We start from the raw sequence: 19,321 nt of genomic DNA, 5'->3' as shown, positions 1-19,321 counted from the left end.
TTGCTATATTGCAGACCAGTTATAGCACATTACAGGGTTCAATAAAACCGAGGAAATCGGATAGTTTTTTTCACAGGTTCCAGATGAAGCCAACAACAACATTCACTTCTGATACCGTACAGATCAGCCTCCGGAAAATGGGGTCTGCAAAGTATGTCAAAATGAGCTATCCCGTTTTCAGCGGTATCTATGCTGAAGTTGAAACCCGGGACCTTGTGCTGCACTTCAACCTTAACAACGAAATAATTCGTGCCCGGGGTAAAGGGGCAGACTGGCCCCATCCCCATGAATGGCTTAAACGCAACATGGGCAACGACTGGATCTATTACTCCACTGGTGGCTATACCGGAGTTTACGAGGCTACGGGTGAATATTACCTCCCGAACCTGCCGTACAAAACCAATGGAATGCTTGGAGGCGCTCCTTTCCAGAACGGTTGCCTGCAAGAGCTGATCAATTCATGGCCGAGGTGCCTTGAAGAGATCCTGACCAGAGAAAGCAATCTCCCAGAAGACATCGTTTCCTTTCTTGAAAAAGCGTTGGCGAACAATGCTGACAGACTGCAACAGACGGCTGATAACCTGTTTACCCTTTGCGGTGGACGCTCAACCGTATTACCACCTGATGCACGCCACGTTGATTACAACGTTATCCCTATTACTGTTGCAACTGGCTGCCTATACAAGTGCAGGTTTTGTGAAGTCAAAAACAAACGACTATTTGCCCCCAAATCTCCAGCAGAAATTGATCATCAACTAGATGGGTTGATGCGTATATACGGGGATGACCTCATCAATTACAACGGCCTTTTTCTGGGCGAGCATGACGCCTTGAATGCCGGACCCAAGCTGATATTGTACACCCTCAAATCCGCTGAAGAGAAACTGAATCTCTCCGGCTCATTCTTACATGGCTGTAGCGCATATCTCTTTGGTTCTGTTTCATCGTTGCTGAATACCCCCGACGACTTTTTTCGGGAAATTGAGCAATTACCCTTTCAGGTTTACATCAATATCGGGCTTGAGTCCCATGACCAGGCCACACTCGACCTGCTTGGCAAACCAATCACTTCAGCTCAGGTAGCAGATGCCTTTGCCCGCATCCAGGATATCAATGACAATTTCAGCAAAACTGAGATTACAGCCAATTTTGTTCTCGATGAAGATCTGCCTCAAACACATCTCCCTGCCTTTCTCGAACTGGTCCGCGAGTCCCTGCCTCGGGTTAAACCGAAGGGGTGCGTCTACCTGTCACCGCTGAAGTTTGGTCAACCTTCACGATCTAAAACATTTGGTTTCAATCGTCTGAAAGTACTCAGTCGGGTTCCAACCTATCTTTACATTATTCAAAGGCTATAAGGTCCTACTCCCACGCAGTTGCACTGGTTAATGACTTCAAAACAGGAAATAACATGAATGACTCAAAACAGTTGCGAAAAGATATTCTTGGCAAACGTGACTCACTCACCAGGGATGAGATTGTCTTAAAAAGTTCTGCCATAGAGCAATCGTTCCTCTCACTCCCGGAGCTTTCTGAAAGGAATAATATCTTTCTTTACGTAAGCTTTCGAAGCGAAGTAGAAACCTTACCACTCCTGCATGCACTTATACGTTTGGGAAAAAAAGTCTCGGTGCCAATAACATATGTGGAGGAACGCAGGCTCGATGCCATATCAATTACGAATCCCGCTGAGGAATTGATTCCAGGCTATTGCGATATACCTGAGCCCAAAAAAGAAATCCTTACAAGCAACTATGTTAACCCCATGGATATCGATATGATCGTGCTGCCGGGATCTGTTTTTGATGAACGTTGCGGGCGCTTTGGGTATGGCGGGGGATTTTACGACAGATTCGTCTCAGCCAACCCCAATGCCCTACGCGTCGGACTGGCTTTTGAAACACAGATTATCGAGCGTGCTCCGCTACAGGATCATGATGAGCTGCTGGATCTTGTCATCACTGAGAAACGGATAATTCGGGGTTCCCGTCAGGCAGTATAGATAATACGCATCCACCCATCCTGTGTTATTTATTGTTATTGTTTGGCAATTATCGCAGATTAGGTTGCCGATAATGATAATTCATATATATTTTCAGGCATCTTCTTATTACGGGTACACTCATTCTGGCCTCGTAATTCCTTTTAAGATGCTTTTCCAAACCCGCATTGAGCATGGTCAACCTCAGAGACCATGCTCAATGCTGTTGAAATCACTTTCCCTTACTCCATATCCACCTACGATGTTTCCAATTTGCGCTCATTCGAACCAATAAGATCGGAATATACGGCTATTCTTCCCCAACCCGGTTCCGCAACTGCTCTAATTCTTCCAGCAACTCTATGGCCAATGCCGCCCCTGGCAAATTCACTCGCAGATCTTCCTGCAATCGCACGGTCATCTGCACTTTTTTGATGTTTGTTGCCGAAAACATCCAGCTCCTGGGCGAGGCTCCGGCCGCACGGATGGGGGCAATAATTCCCTCGTTAATCATTTCAAAGACAAATTCATCGCCTACTTTGCAGACATTGCAAAGCTCGGTAAAGGTATATGTTACGCTTTCATCGAGCAAAGTGGGCTCTTTTTTGTCTACGTCCTGCCTGTTCTTCAAAACTTTCCTGTCTGATTTTTCTTCGCCAGCCATATCACACCGTAAATGTAACACGTGGATTAAAGGGCATTATTCGTGCCATCTCCTCATACAATTCTTTTTGCCGATTATTCTCGACCCTGGGCGTATGAATCTCAATAATGAGGTATTGGTCTCCGCTCTGACTTCGACTGCAGAGCCCTTTTCCTTTTAATCGTAATTTTCTGCCGGATTGTGAACCAGCCGGCAGATTTAAATCCACTGGCCCACCAAGGGTGGGGACCTTCAACTTCGCACCAAGAGCGGCCTCCCAGGGTGTCACTGGTAACACCATCGAAACATCACGTTTTACCACCGTAAAAAATGGGTGTTTTTCAAAAACAACCTCTAGAAAGAGATCCCCACGAGGACCGTGCTCCATCAACAACTCCCCCTGCCCTTCGAGCCGTATTTGCTGCCCTTCAATTATACCCTTCGGGATGGATACCTGTAGCGAGGTAGTCTCACCCCCGTACCCAAATCCATGTGGTGACGATCTGTTCAGGGAAATTGTTTTTCTGCTACCACTAAAACTCTCCTCGAGCCTGATAGCCAGCTTCGCATGAATATCGCGTCCCCGGTTAAGGCCACCCGTTTGAAAAAATGAAAAGTCACTCTCCCCTGTTCTATGGCCCCTTCCGAAAAGCGCCTCGAAGAAATCACTGAAACCATTGGTTGAAGAACTGGTGTAGCGATGACCGCCGGTAAATTCCCGAAAATCCCACCCTGGAGGTGGTTTGAAATCCTGACCAGCTTTCCATTTACTGCCAAATTGATCATACGCTGCCCTTTTTTCTTTATCCTTCAACACCTCATAGGCTTCCCCCACTTCCTTAAATCGAACCTCGGCATCTTCACTTTTATTCACGTCCGGATGATATTTGCGGGCGAGCTTTCGGTAAGCCCGCTTGATTTCATCCTGACTGGCATCCCTCGATACACCAAGAATTTTATAGTAATCTTTATATTCCATACAGTTACCCTTCAGGCATGTATGACGACCCTGATTTACAACCACTCCGCTACGTTCTCTTTATTTATATGATATCTACACGTTTCCCACAATGGTATGAACATACAGTGGCAGCTCCTGGGTGTTTCGTTGCCGAATCATCAGTATATATAGCCACTACAGCAAATACACCGTTCCGGGTTCCAAGGACGGAATCTGCCAATTCTTTTTCGAATTCAAAGAGATCTATGGTATATTCGAGGCCATGGTTAATGACGATGTATGCAACACCGCACAATACTATCGAGATATGGAGAGACAGATGAAAAGACTTGCAGCAATAGCCCTTGCTCTACTCTTGGCCGGATGCGCTACCAAGCAACCGGTAACAGCCAACCTCGACCTGAGAATTGGTGCTCAGCCTGCCACCCTTTACCAGAATGCTGCAGCAAATATCCAGGGCACAGATCTACGAAACGACAAAAAAGTTATTCGTTATACGGTCAAAGACGAAATAACCTCAGAGCTACCGACTCTTACACCTCCGCAAATTATTCTCAAGGAATCCCTCTCGAGAGGCTTCGAAGGCCAGGGGCTAGCCATAAACCCCGCTGCACGTGTACATATGACCGTGGAAATCAACGAGTTGCTGGTAAAAGTAGACCAACCACAAATTCTCCATGACATCCATGCAAAAAGCGTGATCACCCTTAAAGTTGTGAACGGTACCAGAACTCTCACTAAAAAATACAACAGGGAAGAAACTAAGGAGACTGTCACTAAACCCAAAATTGCCCAACTCGAAAAGATTCTCAATGACCAGTTGAGTGACATAGCCCAACAGATACTGAAAGACGAAGATATTCGTAAAACGGTTTCCGCCATCTAATCAGGCGTTATTATCAATTCAGGCAGTGTCAGCTTCGAAGTTTGTTACAATAAATCATGGCAGTTTTTATCCCTGAAAGACCGAAGAAGACTCTAGGCAGGTACTGCGCTTTATGCGCATTTCCTGCAGGGCTCTTGAGAGCGTGGCCAAATGTTCTCAAGAGCCTCCAGGTAACTCTATATTAGAAGAAACTGATATATTTCAAGGGATTCAATCCCCACTACCGGATACATTCAGAAATGCAGGTGAATACCAAAACTATCGTTTCAGATGAGCTGCGCTGTAAAATTGAAGCTGCCGCTGAAGATCGGCTCCGCCCGGATCAAACTCCATACCAGGCGCTTCTGTTTGCCCAGGAACGTGATCTGGCTATGCAAACCGGTCATTCTCATAGGGAAATACAGCTGGCAGCACTGGCGATGGAAATTGTTCCTGAACGGTATGCTCGTAATCAAAAAATTCTCTCCTGTGATGACCAGATTCGGTTGCTCAACTCCCATGCTGTGGTGATCGGTCAAGGTGGACTGGGGGGAACTGTCACTGAAATCCTTGCACGAATCGGTATCGGGAGGCTTACCCTTGTCGATGGTGATTATTTTGAAGACAGTAACCTCAACCGACAGTTACTGAGCAGTACGGATGTGCTGGGCCAGATGAAAGCCGAGGTGGGTGAAAAGCGAGTCAAAAGTATTAACCCTGCAGTTGAAACCAGATGCATCACACAGTTTCTCACCGCAGAAAACGGTGAGGCGATTATCGGTGATGGTGAAATAGCTGTCGACTGTCTCGACACTATAAGCGCCAGGTTCGTGCTTGAAGACATCTGTCGCAAAAAGCACATCCCCATGGTTTCTGCCGCCATAGGTGGTGCCAGCGGCCAGGCTACGGTGATCTTCCCGGAAGACCCCGGCTTGAAACTAGTGTACGGTGACCCCGATACTGCTCCGAAAAAAGGTGGTGAGGCCACTCTCGGCACCCTGCCGTATGCAGCCATTGCCATGGCCGCTTATGAGTGCGCTGAAGTAGTGGGGCTCGCTGTCAGACGTCCCTCCCAGCTTCGCAAGAAACTGCTACTGGCAGATTTCCATTATCACTCAACCGAGACCCTGATTCTCGCTGAGTAGTCCCACCAGGGCGGAATACGCTCATAACACAAAAAAGGCCCCACTCCTATTGCTGCATGTGGGGCCTTTTCGATCTTTGCGGAATATCCAATTATTGCTTATTAGCACCATACAAGCCCATGAAGATCTGACGGAGCATATCTTCATCGACCCTCGTCATTATCTGTTCTTCATAAGGATCATCAAGTTCTTCATTTTTATCCTCATTTTTCGGTCGACAACTGTTACCATGGTATCCTTTTGCAGAAATAGTTTCTTTTCTGTATGCGGGATTACCCGACCTGAATTCATAATGTTTTCGACGATCCAACCACTGATCAGTCTCATCGTGTGTACCTGCGAAGGGTATGAAGAGATATGATCCGTTGCGTACAGTCACCAGCCGATATCCATTGCCGAGATCATATTTTACGCAATTACTGATTCGGTATTCGCCGTTCTTGGTTCTCTTGCAGTACACCTCGTCGGCGAGAATCCCTCTTCCTCGTATATTGTCGAGCAGCACTTCGCATTGCATGGCCGCCCACTCACCCTTTCGCCCTGAGCGCCGCATCGCCTTCAGTTGCTTGTCAAATGTTCGGGAACACAACAGATATCGTATCAAGACACTTTTCTCCAGAATGTGCAAACCTCGATACACCCAGGTTTTTATACAATACAGAATAAACCGGCTGGCCTCAGTCAATACTTTTTCATGTTTTTTATATCTGTTTATTATATTTGTCAAATCGCTATTTCCGATACTTAATTGTTCAACTATCTGACAAATCCACTTCCGGTTTTATAAGACGGCATAGCTCTTTACTTCTCAAGATGCCAAAATATGCTATGCTGCTTACTGTTATCCTTACAGCATTTTTGACTGCTAGCTTAACAATCACACTTTATTCAACCTGGCCTTGCCGGAATAGATATACAATCAGACACGGGGACTGCTGATGTCAGACAGATCTCGAACTCTATTCTTCTTTAAGACAACCATACTACTGCTCATTTTGCTGACTGTTCCGTTTTCCCTCTGGGCCCGATCGGACAGCATGCAGATCATGAGTAAAAACATCCTTATTCTCAATTCTTATGGGGCTGATTACAGCTGGACTAATTCTCAGCAAAAAGGAGCTATGTCAGTCTTCCACAATCTGGATATAAGCAACACTATCCGCGTCGCCTATATGGACAGCAAGAGTCTGGATACCGACAAATACCACAAATATTTGTTGGAGATTTTACAGGAAAAATTCGGCGGTGTTCGATTTGACGGCATATTAGCTACAGACAACGACGCTATGCTTTTTTTGTCGAAATACGCTCATGATTTGTTTGGCGATATACCAATACTGGCTACTGGCATCAATGGCTATCGTGACAGGGAATTACCTCAAGGGATAACCTATGCCATTAAAGAAAATGCATCTCACCTGGCAACCCTGCAAGAAGCAATACGGCTGCAGAGCAATGCAAAAAATTGTTATATACTCGCGGATATAACAACTACCAGCAAGGCCCTTATCTCTGAAATTCAACAAATCGAGCAGCAACTATCCACCAAAATCACCTTTCATTATCTGAACAACCTTTCATTTGAAGAGCTGATTGCCCAGGTGGCACTGGGTAGCCCTGACGATATATATTACCTCCTCCCATTCTTCAAGGATGCTGCAGGTAACAGCTTTTCTGAAGGGAGAGTAGCCCGCTCTCTGGCACAGGTCTCTCCCGCGCCGATCTTCGTTTCCTGGAATTTCCAACTTAATAAAGGCACTCTGGGAGGCACTGTGCTCTCAGGCTACAATTTTGGGGTAGCTGGAGCGACAGCCCTGCTTGATTTAATCAATGGCAAACCAGTAACAAACCTGTCCGAAGAAAGTAACGTGGCTGAGTTCATAATCGATTACGAGGTTGCGGGCAGGTACGGTATCAAAACATCCGCCTTCCCCAGAGACGTCAAATTCATTAACAAGCCTCCGAGCTTTATCGATAAACATATTGAGGTCTTGCTACCCGGGGCCATTATAATACTCATCCTGACCACAATCTTGGTACTGATTGCTAAAATGCTTAAGAAGGAGCAAATAATCAATAAGACCAGCCAACAGGTCCTACGTCTGAAAGAGGAAATCATCGACACCCAACGCGAGCTGGTAACAACGCTTGGCGAAGTCATTGAAAGCCGATCCCACGAGACCGGCAATCACGTCAAGCGGGTGGCCCAATTCTCACGCTTGATTGGTGAAAAAATTGGCCTGTCTAAGGAAGATCTTGATCTGCTTGAGATGGCTTCCCCCCTCCATGACGTTGGCAAAATCGGTATTCCGGACGCCATCCTCAACAGCCCTGCTAAGCTTTCGGACACTGATTATTCAACGATGAAGCAACATACCAGCATCGGTAAAAGTATATTGCAGTTTTCAAATAGAAAGCTACTGGCAGCGGCACGTTACATTGCTCATCAGCACCACGAACGATGGAATGGCACCGGCTACCCACAGGGTAAATCAGGTGAGGAAATTCATATTTTCGCCCGTATCACCACGCTGGCCGATGTCTATGATGCCCTGTCGAATAAGCGTAGCTACAAAGAAGCCTGGCCGGAAAAGCGGGTGCTCGAATATCTGCAGAAAGAAAGCGGGGAATATTTCGACCCCGAACTGGTAAGGGTATTTATTGAGAATATTGATGAAATCAGGGAGATTCGCCTAAAGTTTATGGGCGATACCTATGATGAAATACAGGAAGCCGGGTAACAGCAACTATTACCCGGCTTCCTTGGAATTGCCTGCACTATTGATATCCACTTACCTAAAGAGAATTACACCTCTCTCTGGTCAAGATCAAAGGTGCCCGCTTCAACTTCCTGGTCGATGTCTTTCAAGGCTCTGCGGATCTGTTTGAGCGCCTGGGTAGTGCGATGTTCATTCTCCACCAGTGCAAGACGAATATATCCATCGCCCTCTTCACCAAAGCCAGCGCCCGGGGATACCGCAACATTGGCACGGTCCATTATTTCCACAGAGAAACGAACAGAGCCCATGCGATCATACGGTTCAGGGATCTTCACCCAGACAAACATGCCGGACTTTGGCACATCTACCTCCCAGCCCATACGCACAAGACCGTCACAGAGAACGTCACGACGTTTTTGGTATACCTCGACCTGCTCGGTGATGGAATCATCACAATCGCGCATGGCCACAATACCCGCCACCTGGATCGCTGAAAAAATTCCATAGTCGTAATAGCCCTTGATCTTGGCCAGTCCTTCGATAATATTTTGATTACCTACACAGTAGCCAAGACGCCAGCCGGCCATATTGTACGATTTAGAAAAAGAGCTGAACTCCACGCCTACGTCAATCCCGCCAGGTACTTCAAGAAAACTCGGTGCCACACAGCCATCATATGTTACCTTGGCATAGGCAAAGTCGTTAATAACCATAAAGTTATATTTTTTCGCAAGTTTGACTACCTCTGCGAAAAACTCCTTAGTTACCAACTTGCCGGTCGGGTTATGCGGAAAGTTGAGCATTAACAACTTGGGTCCGGGATAGAGCGATCTTGCCATCTCATCTATCTGGGCAAGAAAGGTATCTTCAGAACTCAGCGGAATACGCAGCACGTTGGCACCAGCAATTACAGCAGCATAGACGTGAATCGGGAATGCAGGTGCAGGAACAAGCACGGTATCTCCCGGGCCAAGCAGCGCCAGACTGAGATGCGAGATACCCTCCTTTGAGCCGATGGTGCAAATCACATCGTTTTCGCCATTTAGGTTAACGTCGTAATTTCTCTTATAATAGAGGGCGATCTCCCGTTTAAGATTCTTCATTCCGCCTGCCACCGGATAACGATGGCTCTTGGGGTCGATTGCAACCTCGCACAGTTTTTCGGTAACCGGCGTCGGAGCGGGATCAAGCGGGTTGCCCATGCCGAGATCAATAACGTCGTCACCTCTCCAACGCTTCTCCATCTTCATTTTGTTTATCAAACCAAAAAGGTATGGAGGGAGCTGGTTCATGCGTTCCGCAAAACGAACAGAAAACTGAGGGTCCATATATCTCTTTTACTCCTCTTTTTTTATCTTTTTTGGGGTGATCGTATTTCAGGAAAGCAGACAATAAACGATTTTGTCGTCTCCACAGGCGAGCTGACCACCTTGCGTCCTGGTGTACAATCCCAGAAGTGAAAATTTCGAAATTTGAGGAAACAGAAAACACTTCCATTGGGAAATGATGTTTCCTGAAAAAAAAGACGATTATTTTGAGCCTGAAATAAAAAAACAGACACTGCAAGAATCGTGATTTTTCAACAACCTAGAGCCATTGAAAATGCTATGATATAAGGAATATCATATAGTCTCAACCCTTAAAATGAATGAAGACTGCAAGATTATTAAAGAGAGGCACTGTGCATATGGCGATAGGTTAGCCCGAATGCTCGTTGACCGGGAAGTTATTCCTCCGCCAACTCTTTTGTATCACTGAGTAAAACTATTACAAAAGATAATTACGTGGCAGTTTCAGCAATGCCACGGCTATAAATGAATAGGTAGATAAACAAAACATCCATACCACCAGCAAACTCAACCAGCGTTCACTCAATACTTTCACATTCTGCCCACAAAGTATGAACAGCATACCAGCAATGGGGAACAGGTACCTTCCCTGTGGTTGAAAATCCGCAGTCCAGGAATGGTAGGCCGAGACACAAACCAGCAGGCCAGATATCACCAGGGCAGCTAATGCATAGCGCTTGTTTATCGTTGAACCCCTGACAAAAATTGTGATGAAGAAATAACAAGCGAGCAAGAGTGCGGAAACCCTGAACACACCATATACAAATCCCGAGGCCGGAGTATTAAGATATCCATAGACACCAAAAGATGACCTGAATGACCTCTCCCCCCACCTGTAATCTCGTATTATTTCTGTAAATGTTACCCCTTTGCTCTTCAGCATCATATTCTGCATCTGCACGCCCGCATCTGCATCCGGCCGTAAAAAGGGTTTGGCATACGCTGCAATCGCTTCATTGATCAGCAGGCTCTTGTGCAGTCCGTTGACCTGATAATCGACGAGCTTTTTGCTGCCAAACAGAGAAACGCTCATGAGGGTAAGGATAACAAGCTTTTTGTAGAGGATCTTTCTCTCTTCCGGCTCAGCCTCATTGATGAGATTGTAAAAGGAGACCAGGGCCACTATCCCGAAAAATATCGTATAAAAATAGAAATTTTTCTTTAACAGCAGTAGGCAGCCGAGGAGTAATCCGACGGTGACACCATGTACCAGCCAACGCGGCAGACTTTTCTGCTCAAAATATTTCCGGAGTGTGCTGTCCGGCAGGACGACCTGGCATGAGGTAAAGAACATTATCGTCAAGGCAAATGCTTCAGAGTTGCAGTAACTGTACAAATACCAGATCTGTGGTGATATCAGGAGAGGTAATGCCATTATCCTCGCTGGCTGAACCTTGACCAGATACAAAATGATCGCCAGCAGCAGCATCACATTGCCCATCCTGCCTGCGGTATATGGGTTCTCGAACATTTTTTCAAAAGCAAAAGCAAACTTACCGGCGACAAAATAATAGATTTCATCGGTATTCAATCTCGACACCCCGTACGGGCTGTAGGTACTTTGTACCTTTTCGTCGAGTATTTCCGGTGGGAGCCAATGGCTCTTATAGTAGTTCAGCGCAGCAACGTGCACGTATTCATCGGGATGCACATTACTTTTGCTGGTTATAGCCATAATTGTTACCAGCACCAGCGCCACCACCAGGCAAAGGATCACATAGGAGTAATTGCCACCACAACTCGTTACCGTTGCATATATAGCAAGAATTATACAGCAGAGTATCGCCACTCGGTAAAATTCATCAATGCGACTTGTTGCCTGAACCTCAGCCGGATACAAGGTCACTTCGAAAGTAGGGTCATTACCTGAAGATTCAATTTTCACCCCACCTTTCACCAGGGTGAGGTTCTTCACATCATTCTTCGGCTTCATTCGCTTTAAAGCGCTCTCTGAAACCATCTGTATTTGTTTGTGGCCTGGCTGGGTAATTACTAAATGCTTCAGTGCCACTGTTCCCGTAAAATCATGGGTATCAATTCTCAGTCTTTCGATATTTTTCAGGCTGCGCATGGACAAATTGTACTGTTCCCGGCCTGGACTGATACGTATCCTGGCCATTCTTTTCTCTGCGAAGTCCTGCCCTGCTTCAGCCCAGTAAATTTTGAAATTGCATTCAGTCTTGGTAACTATCTTCAGATCGACCCTTGCCCGTTCCAGGACCAGAAAATGATACGCTAAACCAACAAGAACACATAACACCAGAGCAAACTTCCAGCTAAAGCCCTCGCTCAGCCATTTCTGCATAATCTATGTCCCCAAATGTTTTAGCGTGTCTATATACCAGAGGATTCTCATTCTCCGCAAAATGACAAAACCCTCGCATCACCTCGAGCTCCAACCTGCAGACTCACTCAACAGTCCAATAATATTTATATTAATTTGCAAGTCGACACCATAATCCTATCTATCTAATGCATCATTTACAACTTATTTCCAATTTATCCTATATTGACCTCGCTTGTTCTGAGTTTTTCACCAATCCTGAACCAGAAACGTAAGAACTCAACACTCTCATAGCTGATGAGAAATCCACGCCGGCCTCACAGGTGAATCTGCATAAAAAAAGGCGGCACCGGAAAATCCGATGCCGCCTTTGTGACGTGATGATCAATAACAGTGTCAGGGCATTTACATCAACTCAGAGAAAAAGTCGTTCCCCTTGTCATCAACCAGGATGAATGCCGGGAAGTCAACCACATCGATTTTCCAGACCGCTTCCATACCAAGCTCCGGATAATCGATACATTCAACTTTCTTTATATTCTCTTCAGCAAGGATCGCTGCCGGACCACCGATCGAGCCAAGATAAAATCCACCGTGTTTCTTACAGGCGTCAGTAACCTGTTGAGAACGGTTACCTTTGGCGATCATGATCATGGAACCGTCATTGGTCTGTAGCAGGTCCACATAGCTGTCCATTCTGCCAGCTGTGGTCGGACCGAAGGAACCTGAAGGTTTACCGGGAGGAGTCTTGGCCGGCCCTGCATAATAAATGGGGTGCTGTTGCAGGTATTCAGGCAGGGGCTTATCGCCATCGAGCAACTCTTTGAATTTCGCATGGGCGATATCACGCCCTACCACAATAGTGCCGGTAAGAAGCAATGAAGTACCGACAGGGTGTTGCGTCAACTCGGCAAGAACCTCCTTCATCGGCCTGTTCAGGTCAATTTTCACATCATGCTCATGCTTACCGCGGTATTTCTCCGGGATCAATCTGCCTGGATTACTATCGAGCTGTTCGACAAAAAGGCCTTCACTGGTAATCTTGGCTTTGACATTACGATCTGCGGAACAGGAAACGCCCATTCCCACAGGGCAGGAGGCGCCATGCCGTGGCAGACGAACGACGCGTACATCATGGGTGAAATACTTGCCGCCGAACTGGGCCCCGATGCCGAGTTGTTCTGCTGCTTTCTGGAGTTGGTCTTCAAGCTCAATATCTCTAAATGCCCTGCCATACTCATTGCCGGTGGTGGGCAGCGCATCGTAATACTTGGTTGAAGCAAGCTTTACAGTCTTCAGGTTGGTCTCTGCGCTTGTACCGCCAATAACGAATGCCAGGTGATATGGCGGACAGGCAGCTGTACCAAGAGTTTTCATCTTCTCCACCAGAAACGATTTCAACGTTTCCGGGTTCAGGAGCGCCTTTGTTTCCTGAAAGAGATATGTCTTATTGGCACTACCACCACCTTTGCAGACAAAGAGGAACGAATACTGGTGTCCCTGGGTGGCATAGAGGTCAATCTGCGCAGGCAGGTTGGTACCTGTATTCTTTTCGGTATACATATCCAGGGCGACCGTCTGGGAGTAGCGCAGATTCTCTTCAGTGTAGGTCTTAAAGACCCCTTTCGAGAGCATTTCCGCGTCATTTGCTCCTGTCCAGACATTCTGGCCCTTTTTACCGACGATGGTCGCTGTTCCTGTATCCTGGCAGATTGGCAGCTCAAATCTGGATGCTACTTCTGCGTTACGCAGAAAAGCAAGGGCAACACCTTTTTCGTTGGTGGAAGCTTCCGGATCATCCAGAATTTTAGCTACCTGCTGATTGTGAGCTGAGCGAAGCAGAAAAGAAACATCGCGCATCGCCTCATTGGCGAGCACTGTCAACGCTTCAGGATCAACTGAAACGATCTCTTCACCGTTGAAAGTCTCTATGCTTACATATTTCTCAGAGTCTGCAATCTTGCGGTACTGTGTTTCATCCTTGCCCAGAGGATACGGGTCCTGATAATAGAATTCTGCCATTTCTCGCGCTCCTTTCTCTCGTTCTCTAGAATATCGTTCTGTTTTACCCTGTGATCAGAGCTGCATAGTGCCAATAATTGCAATCACAACTCTGTCTCACCGGCATTAACGAAACATTCAGCCCGGTGCCAACATGATAATTCGCTGATACAGCTGCACACAATGACTGGATTTTAATACTATTCTCACCAGAACAATGTTTTACCTCGCCGCCGATATTTTGGCCAGACCTTTTTGGCAACCGCCGATTCAACCCAAAAAGGCTGAATGCCATTGGCATCCAGCCTTTTCGTTTGATTCAAAAAAGAGATAGGATTTCAGGATAGTCTGGAATAATTACATATCGTCCGCAATTTTTCTGCGTAAAATCCCCAATACCTCAACGTCCTCAAGCGCAGGCTCGGTTGTGAGAAAAACCCTGTTACCCGGATTCGCCTTTTCCAGAGTCTTGCCCTCTTCGTCGCGAAAAGTGGTAATTCGAACTTTAGTAGCCCCCACACCCTGCTTCATATATTCCACCTCGGTACCGGGAAAGAGAGTGTTGCGTATTTCCACCAGCAGGCCATTGTCGAGATCACGCACAACCGCAATCGGCTCATATGTCTGAATAACCCGTGAGGTCATGTAATTCATCTCACTGGAACCCGGCCGCTCTTTTATGAAATTTTCGGTGATACCGCGGGTACCTGTTCTGAGCAACTCTTCCATAAATTCTTGCGGCAAGGTGATTTCCTCAGGCTTTTCCCATGCCTCTTTGGGCAGACCAGCCAGATAATCGAGCGCGGCCCGATAGACGCGAACCACACCTCCGACATAAAAGATCGATTTCATGCGACCTTCGATTTTCAGGGAATCGGCACCGGCGGCTATCAGTTGCGGCAGGCTTTCAAGCAGACAAAGATCTTTCGAGTTAAAAATATAGGTACCGCGTTCATCCTCATCCACAGGGAAATACTGACCGGGACGCTTTTCTTCAACCAGGGCATAGCTGTAGCGGCACGGGTGGGCACAATTGCCCTGATTGGCATCCCTGCCTGTCATATAATTTGAGAGCATACAGCGACCCGAATAGGAGATACACAGAGCTCCATGCACAAACACCTCAAGTTCGCCGCTGACGCCTTTTGAGATATCAGCTATCTCCTGCATCGACAACTCTCTTGCCAGATTGAGCCTGAGGGCCCCCTGGCTCAGCCAGAACGCTGCCGAAGCAGCATTGGTCACATTGGCCTGGGTGGAAAGGTGAATGGGCAAATCAGGAACCGCTTCTCTGGCTGTCATCAACACCCCGGGATCAGAAATAATAACGCCATCCGCCCCCATATCGTGTAACTCGCGCAGATAATCCGGCAGACCCGAAAGGTCATCGTTATGGGCGAGGATGTTTACCGTTACATACACCTTCACATTATGCTGATGGGCATAGTTGATACCCTCACGCATTTTTTCAGGATTGAAGTTGCCAGCTTTAGCACGAAGACTATAGTGTTTACCACCGAGGTATACAGCGTCTGCACCATAGTGAACGGCTGTCATCAATTTCTCATAATTTCCGGCCGGGGCCAGTAACTCAGGCATCTTTGGGACAGCCCCATTGTCGCTTTTAATTTCTTTCATAGTCGAGTAGTGTGTAGCGTTATTTTTTTCGGCCGGTTGGCACCTTTGTCACACTCTTAATAGATGAACATCCCAAGGATTGCAAGGACATCAGTGAATAGAATGAACATAGGCATCGCAATGAGCGGTGGTGTGGATTCCACAGCCACTGCCCTGATCCTTCGTGAACAACACAATATAGAAGGCTTTTTCATGCGCCTTGCTCAGCCCAATTTCGAATTTCAAAAAGAACGTGTCGAAAAACTGGCTGAACGTCTCTCAATCAAGTTGCACATAATAGATCTTCGTGAGCAATTCTCCAAGCAGGTGCTCGATTATTTTTCCGGCGCCTACTTTGGAGGCATAACCCCGAACCCGTGCGTTGTCTGTAACCGGGAGATTAAATTCGGGCTTTTTCAGGAAGCTATCCTCGCTGCAGGTATGGACTCCATGGCCACTGGACATTATGCCAGAATCGTCCGGGACGATAACGGCTACCACCTGCTGGACGGTATCGACCCTCTGAAAAATCAGTCATACTTTCTCTCAAGACTCACCCAGCAACAGCTGTCAAAGGTTCTGTTCCCGCTTGGAGCAAAACATAAATCCGAAACCTACGAGTTTGTCAAAAGCCACGGATTCACCCATTTTGAGGGACAGGAAAGCCAGGATATCTGCTTTCTCGGCAATGAATCGGTTGGCAACTTCCTGGAATCACGCTATCCGGAAAAAATCGTCAAAGGCCCAATCATCTCCACCGAGGGCAAGATGGTCGGTGAGCATGACGGGCTCTTTCGTTATACAATAGGTCAGCGTCGTGGTCTTGGCATCCCCGATGCCACTCCCTGGTATGTTACCGGCATAGATGCAGCCAACAATACCTTGATCGTCGGCAAGGCCGAAGATCTCTTCAGCACTGAAATCAAGCTAATCGATTTGCACTGGCTCACTGGCAAAGTTCCAGATCTGGATAAACACTATAATGTACGAATCCGCTACTCACATAAAGGCTCTCCGGCAAAAATAGAGCAGCAAGAAGAAAGCAGAGGCCGTATCCTGTTTGAAGATGAACAGAGAGCTGTCACCCCCGGCCAGTTCGCAGTGATCTATGACGGAGAAGAAGTACTTGGCTCCGGGATTATCGCCTGCTAAACACCTAGTCCATTTTTATACTCATTCTATTTAATTAAGTCATGAAACGCGTACTCCTTACCACCCTTGGCTGCAAGGTCAATCAATATGAATCCGCCGCCTTCCGGACCAGCTTTACCGAAGCCGGTCACATGGTCGTTCGCCAGGGAGAGGAAGCTGATATTGTCGTGATCAACACCTGTGCTGTAACTGCCAATGCAGGCGCCCAATCACGCAACGCCGTTCGCCAGGCCGTTCGCAATAATCCTGATGCACGGCTTATGATCACCGGCTGTTATGCGGAAATTGCCGCGGAACAACTCTCTCAACTTGAAGAGTTGGCAGGCAGGGATTTCTCGATTATCGGTAACAGCAAAAAAGACATCCTGGTACCCACTGCCGTGGATTATGATGTAGAGATGCAGCAGATGCTCCTTGGTGCAATTAACGAAGCCAGTGAAATCTGCAGGTTGCCGGTACGCCAGTTTGGAGACCGCACCAGAGCCTATCTACGCATTCAGGACGGCTGCGAGAGTTTTTGCACCTATTGCATAGTGCCGTACACCAGGGGACCAAGTCGAAGCCTGCCTATCGGTGAGGTGATATCCCAGGCGAAGACTTTTGCCGAAGAAGGATACCAGGAACTGGTACTTACCGGCATTCACCTAGGTTATTATGGGCGGGACCTCGATGAGGGAATGGACATTACCAGACTCATCGACCGACTCTCTCTTGAGACGCCGCATGTCCGCTATCGTATCAGCTCTCTTGAGCCCACTGAAATCACCGATCATTTGCTTGACCTGATGGTAACTCGCAACAACATCATGCCGCATTTCCACATCCCTTTGCAAAGCGGTGATGATGAGATCCTCAGCAGGATGAACCGCAAATACACAACAACGGAATTCCGCGCGGTCGTGGAGAAATGCCTGGCCAAATTACCAGAGGCAGCGATCGGTATTGATATACTCGCAGGTTTTCCGGGAGAAACCGAGCAGCACTTCACCAACACCCGTGACTTCCTGGCATCCATAGGCTGCACCTACCTGCACGTATTCCCCTACTCCAGAAGACCTGGCACCGTCGCAGCCTCCTACAACGATGATGTCCCTAAAAACGTAAAAGATAGCCGAGTAGCCGAACTTCGAAAACTCGGGGCGCAAAAAAAAGACATCTTCCATAAACGCCAGGTTGGCAGAATCGTCCCGGTTCTGGTAGAAGGTAAACGAGATAGTGACGGTTTTTTAAAGGGTTTTTCAGATAATTACGTACCTGTCCGCTTTAAAGGTGAAGATACGCTGAAAAAATGCATCGTCCAGGTACAACTCACTGAGATTGACGGAGCACAGGTGAAAGGGGAGATTTGCAGAAATCATGAGAGTGGAAATAATTGCCATAGGTGATGAACTTACGTCAGGCCGCATACTCAACACAACCAGCAGCTTTGCAGCCAGACATCTTTTCGAGGCAGGCTATGAAATATATGCCATGCACACCATCGGCGACACCCCTGCACTCATCGGGGAAGCACTCAAGCGTGCCATCGACCGGGTAGACGCGGTACTGGTCACCGGCGGACTCGGGATGACGGATGACGATCTCACCAACGAAGCGGTCTCCAAAGCGCTGAACCGCCCTACTTTGCCCAATCTTGACGTATTGGCTAATGTGCGTCAACACCTTGATTCTATTACAACTGGCCCCGTCGGCCAGTTGGAGAAACTCGCATGGTTGCCGGAAGGTGCCGAGGTACTCAACCCGGATTCTCGCATGGCCGGCTATATGCTTGTTCAGGACAACACTCCGGTCTATTTTTTGCCGGGTGTGCCGAGCCAGATGAAACAGTTGCTGGTTGAGCATGTACTGCCGGGCCTGGCAACCTGGAACACAGAACACGCCCTCTCGACCTATCAACGAATTTTCAGGATATTCAATCTTCCTGAGTCTGAAGTAAATCGTCGTATCGACACCCTGGACCTGAATGGCTCAGCCCATATCGGTTATTACCCGGTTTTCCCCGAAGTTCACCTCAGCCTCACCATACGGGATAAAGAACCGGAAAATGCCAAACGACTATATCAATCCAGTTGCCAGGCCATCGACACGGTGCTTGGTGACGCCATTTATGGACACAATCGTGACAGCATGGAGCGGGTTGTAGGCAACATGTTGCGGGAAAAAGGGTTGACCCTCGCCGTTGCCGAATCGTGTACCGGCGGCCTGATATCCCAGAAACTCACCGCAATACCCGGGAGCTCTGCCTATTTTCTTGGAGGCGTTATCTCGTATGCCAATAGCCTGAAATCCATCTACCTCGGTGTTCGCCAGGACTCACTTGAAAAATGTGGTGCGGTCAGCCGTGAGGTGGCTGAGCAGATGGCCGTTGGAGTGCGTACCAGAAGCGAATCTGATATAGGTTTAGCTGTAACCGGTATCGCCGGGCCAGACGGTGGCACTGAGGATAAGCCTGTAGGCACAGTTTATATTGGCATTGCCACCCCAAACAGTAACTGGGTTTCCAAGTTCCTTTTTGAAGGAAACCGCCATCAGGTTCGTGAGCTTACCGCCCAGACAGGTCTCGATCTGGTCCGAAAATATCTTCTCCACCCATAACTCCTGAT

The 19,321-nt window shown here is 47.5% G+C and carries 15 protein-coding genes; 8 read left to right on the top strand and 7 right to left on the bottom strand.

Translation table 11 applies throughout. The annotated features are described in order from the left end of the window. Nucleotides 1–161 precede the first annotated feature (161 nt). Together ACN5NT_RS08745 and ACN5NT_RS08740 are read left to right on the top strand one after the other, a co-directional pair. Nucleotides 162–1,358 (top strand): radical SAM protein, encoded by a 1,197-nt coding sequence (locus ACN5NT_RS08745; RefSeq protein ID WP_419175173.1) that lies wholly within the window; start codon nt 162–164, stop codon nt 1,356–1,358. Between the two features lie 53 nt (nt 1,359–1,411). Continuing rightward, nucleotides 1,412–2,002, top strand: coding sequence for a 5-formyltetrahydrofolate cyclo-ligase (locus tag ACN5NT_RS08740; RefSeq protein WP_419175172.1), 591 nt, complete (start codon nt 1,412–1,414; stop codon nt 2,000–2,002). A 289-nt stretch (nt 2,003–2,291) separates the two neighbouring features. Here ACN5NT_RS08740 and ACN5NT_RS08735 read toward each other — a convergent pair whose 3' ends face one another. Both ACN5NT_RS08735 and ACN5NT_RS08730 read right to left on the bottom strand, forming a co-directional pair. Continuing rightward, a complete protein-coding gene (locus ACN5NT_RS08735) occupies nt 2,292–2,645 on the bottom strand; it encodes a chaperone modulator CbpM (RefSeq protein WP_419175171.1) in 354 nt (117 codons plus the stop codon). A gap of 1 nt (nt 2,646) precedes the next feature. After that, the gene (locus ACN5NT_RS08730) at nt 2,647–3,603 is read right to left on the bottom strand and encodes a DnaJ C-terminal domain-containing protein (protein WP_419175170.1); all 957 of its coding nucleotides are present in this window, start codon (nt 3,601–3,603) and stop codon (nt 2,647–2,649) included. A gap of 301 nt (nt 3,604–3,904) precedes the next feature. Here ACN5NT_RS08730 and ACN5NT_RS08725 point away from each other — a divergent pair, with 301 nt between their 5' ends. Together ACN5NT_RS08725 and ACN5NT_RS08720 are read left to right on the top strand one after the other, a co-directional pair. Further along, nucleotides 3,905–4,471 carry a YajG family lipoprotein gene (locus tag ACN5NT_RS08725; protein ID WP_167495664.1) on the top strand — a complete coding sequence of 189 codons (567 nt, stop codon included), beginning with the start codon at nt 3,905–3,907 and terminating at the stop codon, nt 4,469–4,471. Between the two features lie 245 nt (nt 4,472–4,716). Next, the gene (locus tag ACN5NT_RS08720) at nt 4,717–5,595 is read left to right on the top strand and encodes a HesA/MoeB/ThiF family protein (RefSeq protein WP_419175169.1); all 879 of its coding nucleotides are present in this window, start codon (nt 4,717–4,719) and stop codon (nt 5,593–5,595) included. 91 nt (nt 5,596–5,686) lie between these two features. Here ACN5NT_RS08720 and ACN5NT_RS08715 read toward each other — a convergent pair whose 3' ends face one another. Next, nucleotides 5,687–6,199: a hypothetical protein gene (locus ACN5NT_RS08715; protein WP_136795916.1), complete on the bottom strand. Its 513-nt coding sequence runs from the start codon at nt 6,197–6,199 to the stop codon at nt 5,687–5,689. A 334-nt stretch (nt 6,200–6,533) separates the two neighbouring features. Here ACN5NT_RS08715 and ACN5NT_RS08710 point away from each other — a divergent pair, with 334 nt between their 5' ends. Next, complete coding sequence (locus tag ACN5NT_RS08710; protein WP_419175168.1) at nt 6,534–8,336, top strand: HD domain-containing phosphohydrolase; 1,803 nt, start codon at nt 6,534–6,536, stop codon at nt 8,334–8,336. A gap of 65 nt (nt 8,337–8,401) precedes the next feature. Here the strand turns inward: ACN5NT_RS08710 and ACN5NT_RS08705 are convergent, their stop codons facing one another. From ACN5NT_RS08705 to ACN5NT_RS08690, 4 genes are all read right to left on the bottom strand, one after another. Beyond that, nucleotides 8,402–9,643, bottom strand: coding sequence for an aminotransferase class I/II-fold pyridoxal phosphate-dependent enzyme (locus tag ACN5NT_RS08705; RefSeq protein ID WP_419175167.1), 1,242 nt, complete (start codon nt 9,641–9,643; stop codon nt 8,402–8,404). 439 nt (nt 9,644–10,082) lie between these two features. Beyond that, the gene (locus ACN5NT_RS08700; protein ID WP_419175166.1) at nt 10,083–11,969 is read right to left on the bottom strand and encodes a hypothetical protein; all 1,887 of its coding nucleotides are present in this window, start codon (nt 11,967–11,969) and stop codon (nt 10,083–10,085) included. 384 nt (nt 11,970–12,353) lie between these two features. Then, on the bottom strand, nt 12,354–13,970 hold the full coding sequence (locus ACN5NT_RS08695; RefSeq protein ID WP_419175165.1) for a fumarate hydratase: 1,617 nt from the start codon (nt 13,968–13,970) through the stop codon (nt 12,354–12,356). Between the two features lie 336 nt (nt 13,971–14,306). Then, on the bottom strand, nt 14,307–15,506 hold the full coding sequence (locus ACN5NT_RS08690) for a peptidase U32 family protein (RefSeq protein ID WP_419175164.1): 1,200 nt from the start codon (nt 15,504–15,506) through the stop codon (nt 14,307–14,309). A gap of 183 nt (nt 15,507–15,689) precedes the next feature. On the opposite strand from ACN5NT_RS08690, the gene mnmA reads away from it, so the two are divergent. Genes mnmA through ACN5NT_RS08675 form a run of 3 tightly spaced genes read left to right on the top strand, consistent with a single transcriptional unit; the run spans nt 15,690 to nt 19,313 of the window. Next, on the top strand, nt 15,690–16,718 hold the full coding sequence (gene mnmA / locus ACN5NT_RS08685) for a tRNA 2-thiouridine(34) synthase MnmA (RefSeq protein WP_167495666.1): 1,029 nt from the start codon (nt 15,690–15,692) through the stop codon (nt 16,716–16,718). Nucleotides 16,719–16,759: 41 nt separating this feature from the next. Continuing rightward, nucleotides 16,760–18,103, top strand: a complete 1,344-nt coding sequence (gene mtaB, locus ACN5NT_RS08680; protein ID WP_419175163.1) for a tRNA (N(6)-L-threonylcarbamoyladenosine(37)-C(2))-methylthiotransferase MtaB — start codon at nt 16,760–16,762, stop codon at nt 18,101–18,103. After that, complete coding sequence (locus ACN5NT_RS08675) at nt 18,075–19,313, top strand: competence/damage-inducible protein A (protein ID WP_136795924.1); 1,239 nt, start codon at nt 18,075–18,077, stop codon at nt 19,311–19,313. Before mtaB ends, ACN5NT_RS08675 begins: the two co-directional genes overlap by 29 nt. Nucleotides 19,314–19,321: the final 8 nt, after the last annotated feature.

The organism is Desulfosediminicola sp. (genome assembly GCF_048381775.1).
GTDB classification, from domain to species: Bacteria; Desulfobacterota; Desulfobulbia; order Desulfobulbales; family Desulfocapsaceae; genus Desulfopila; species Desulfopila ganghwensis.
The sequence above is the reverse complement of the archived record's forward strand: the minus strand, read 5'-3'. Positions and strand labels throughout refer to the sequence as shown.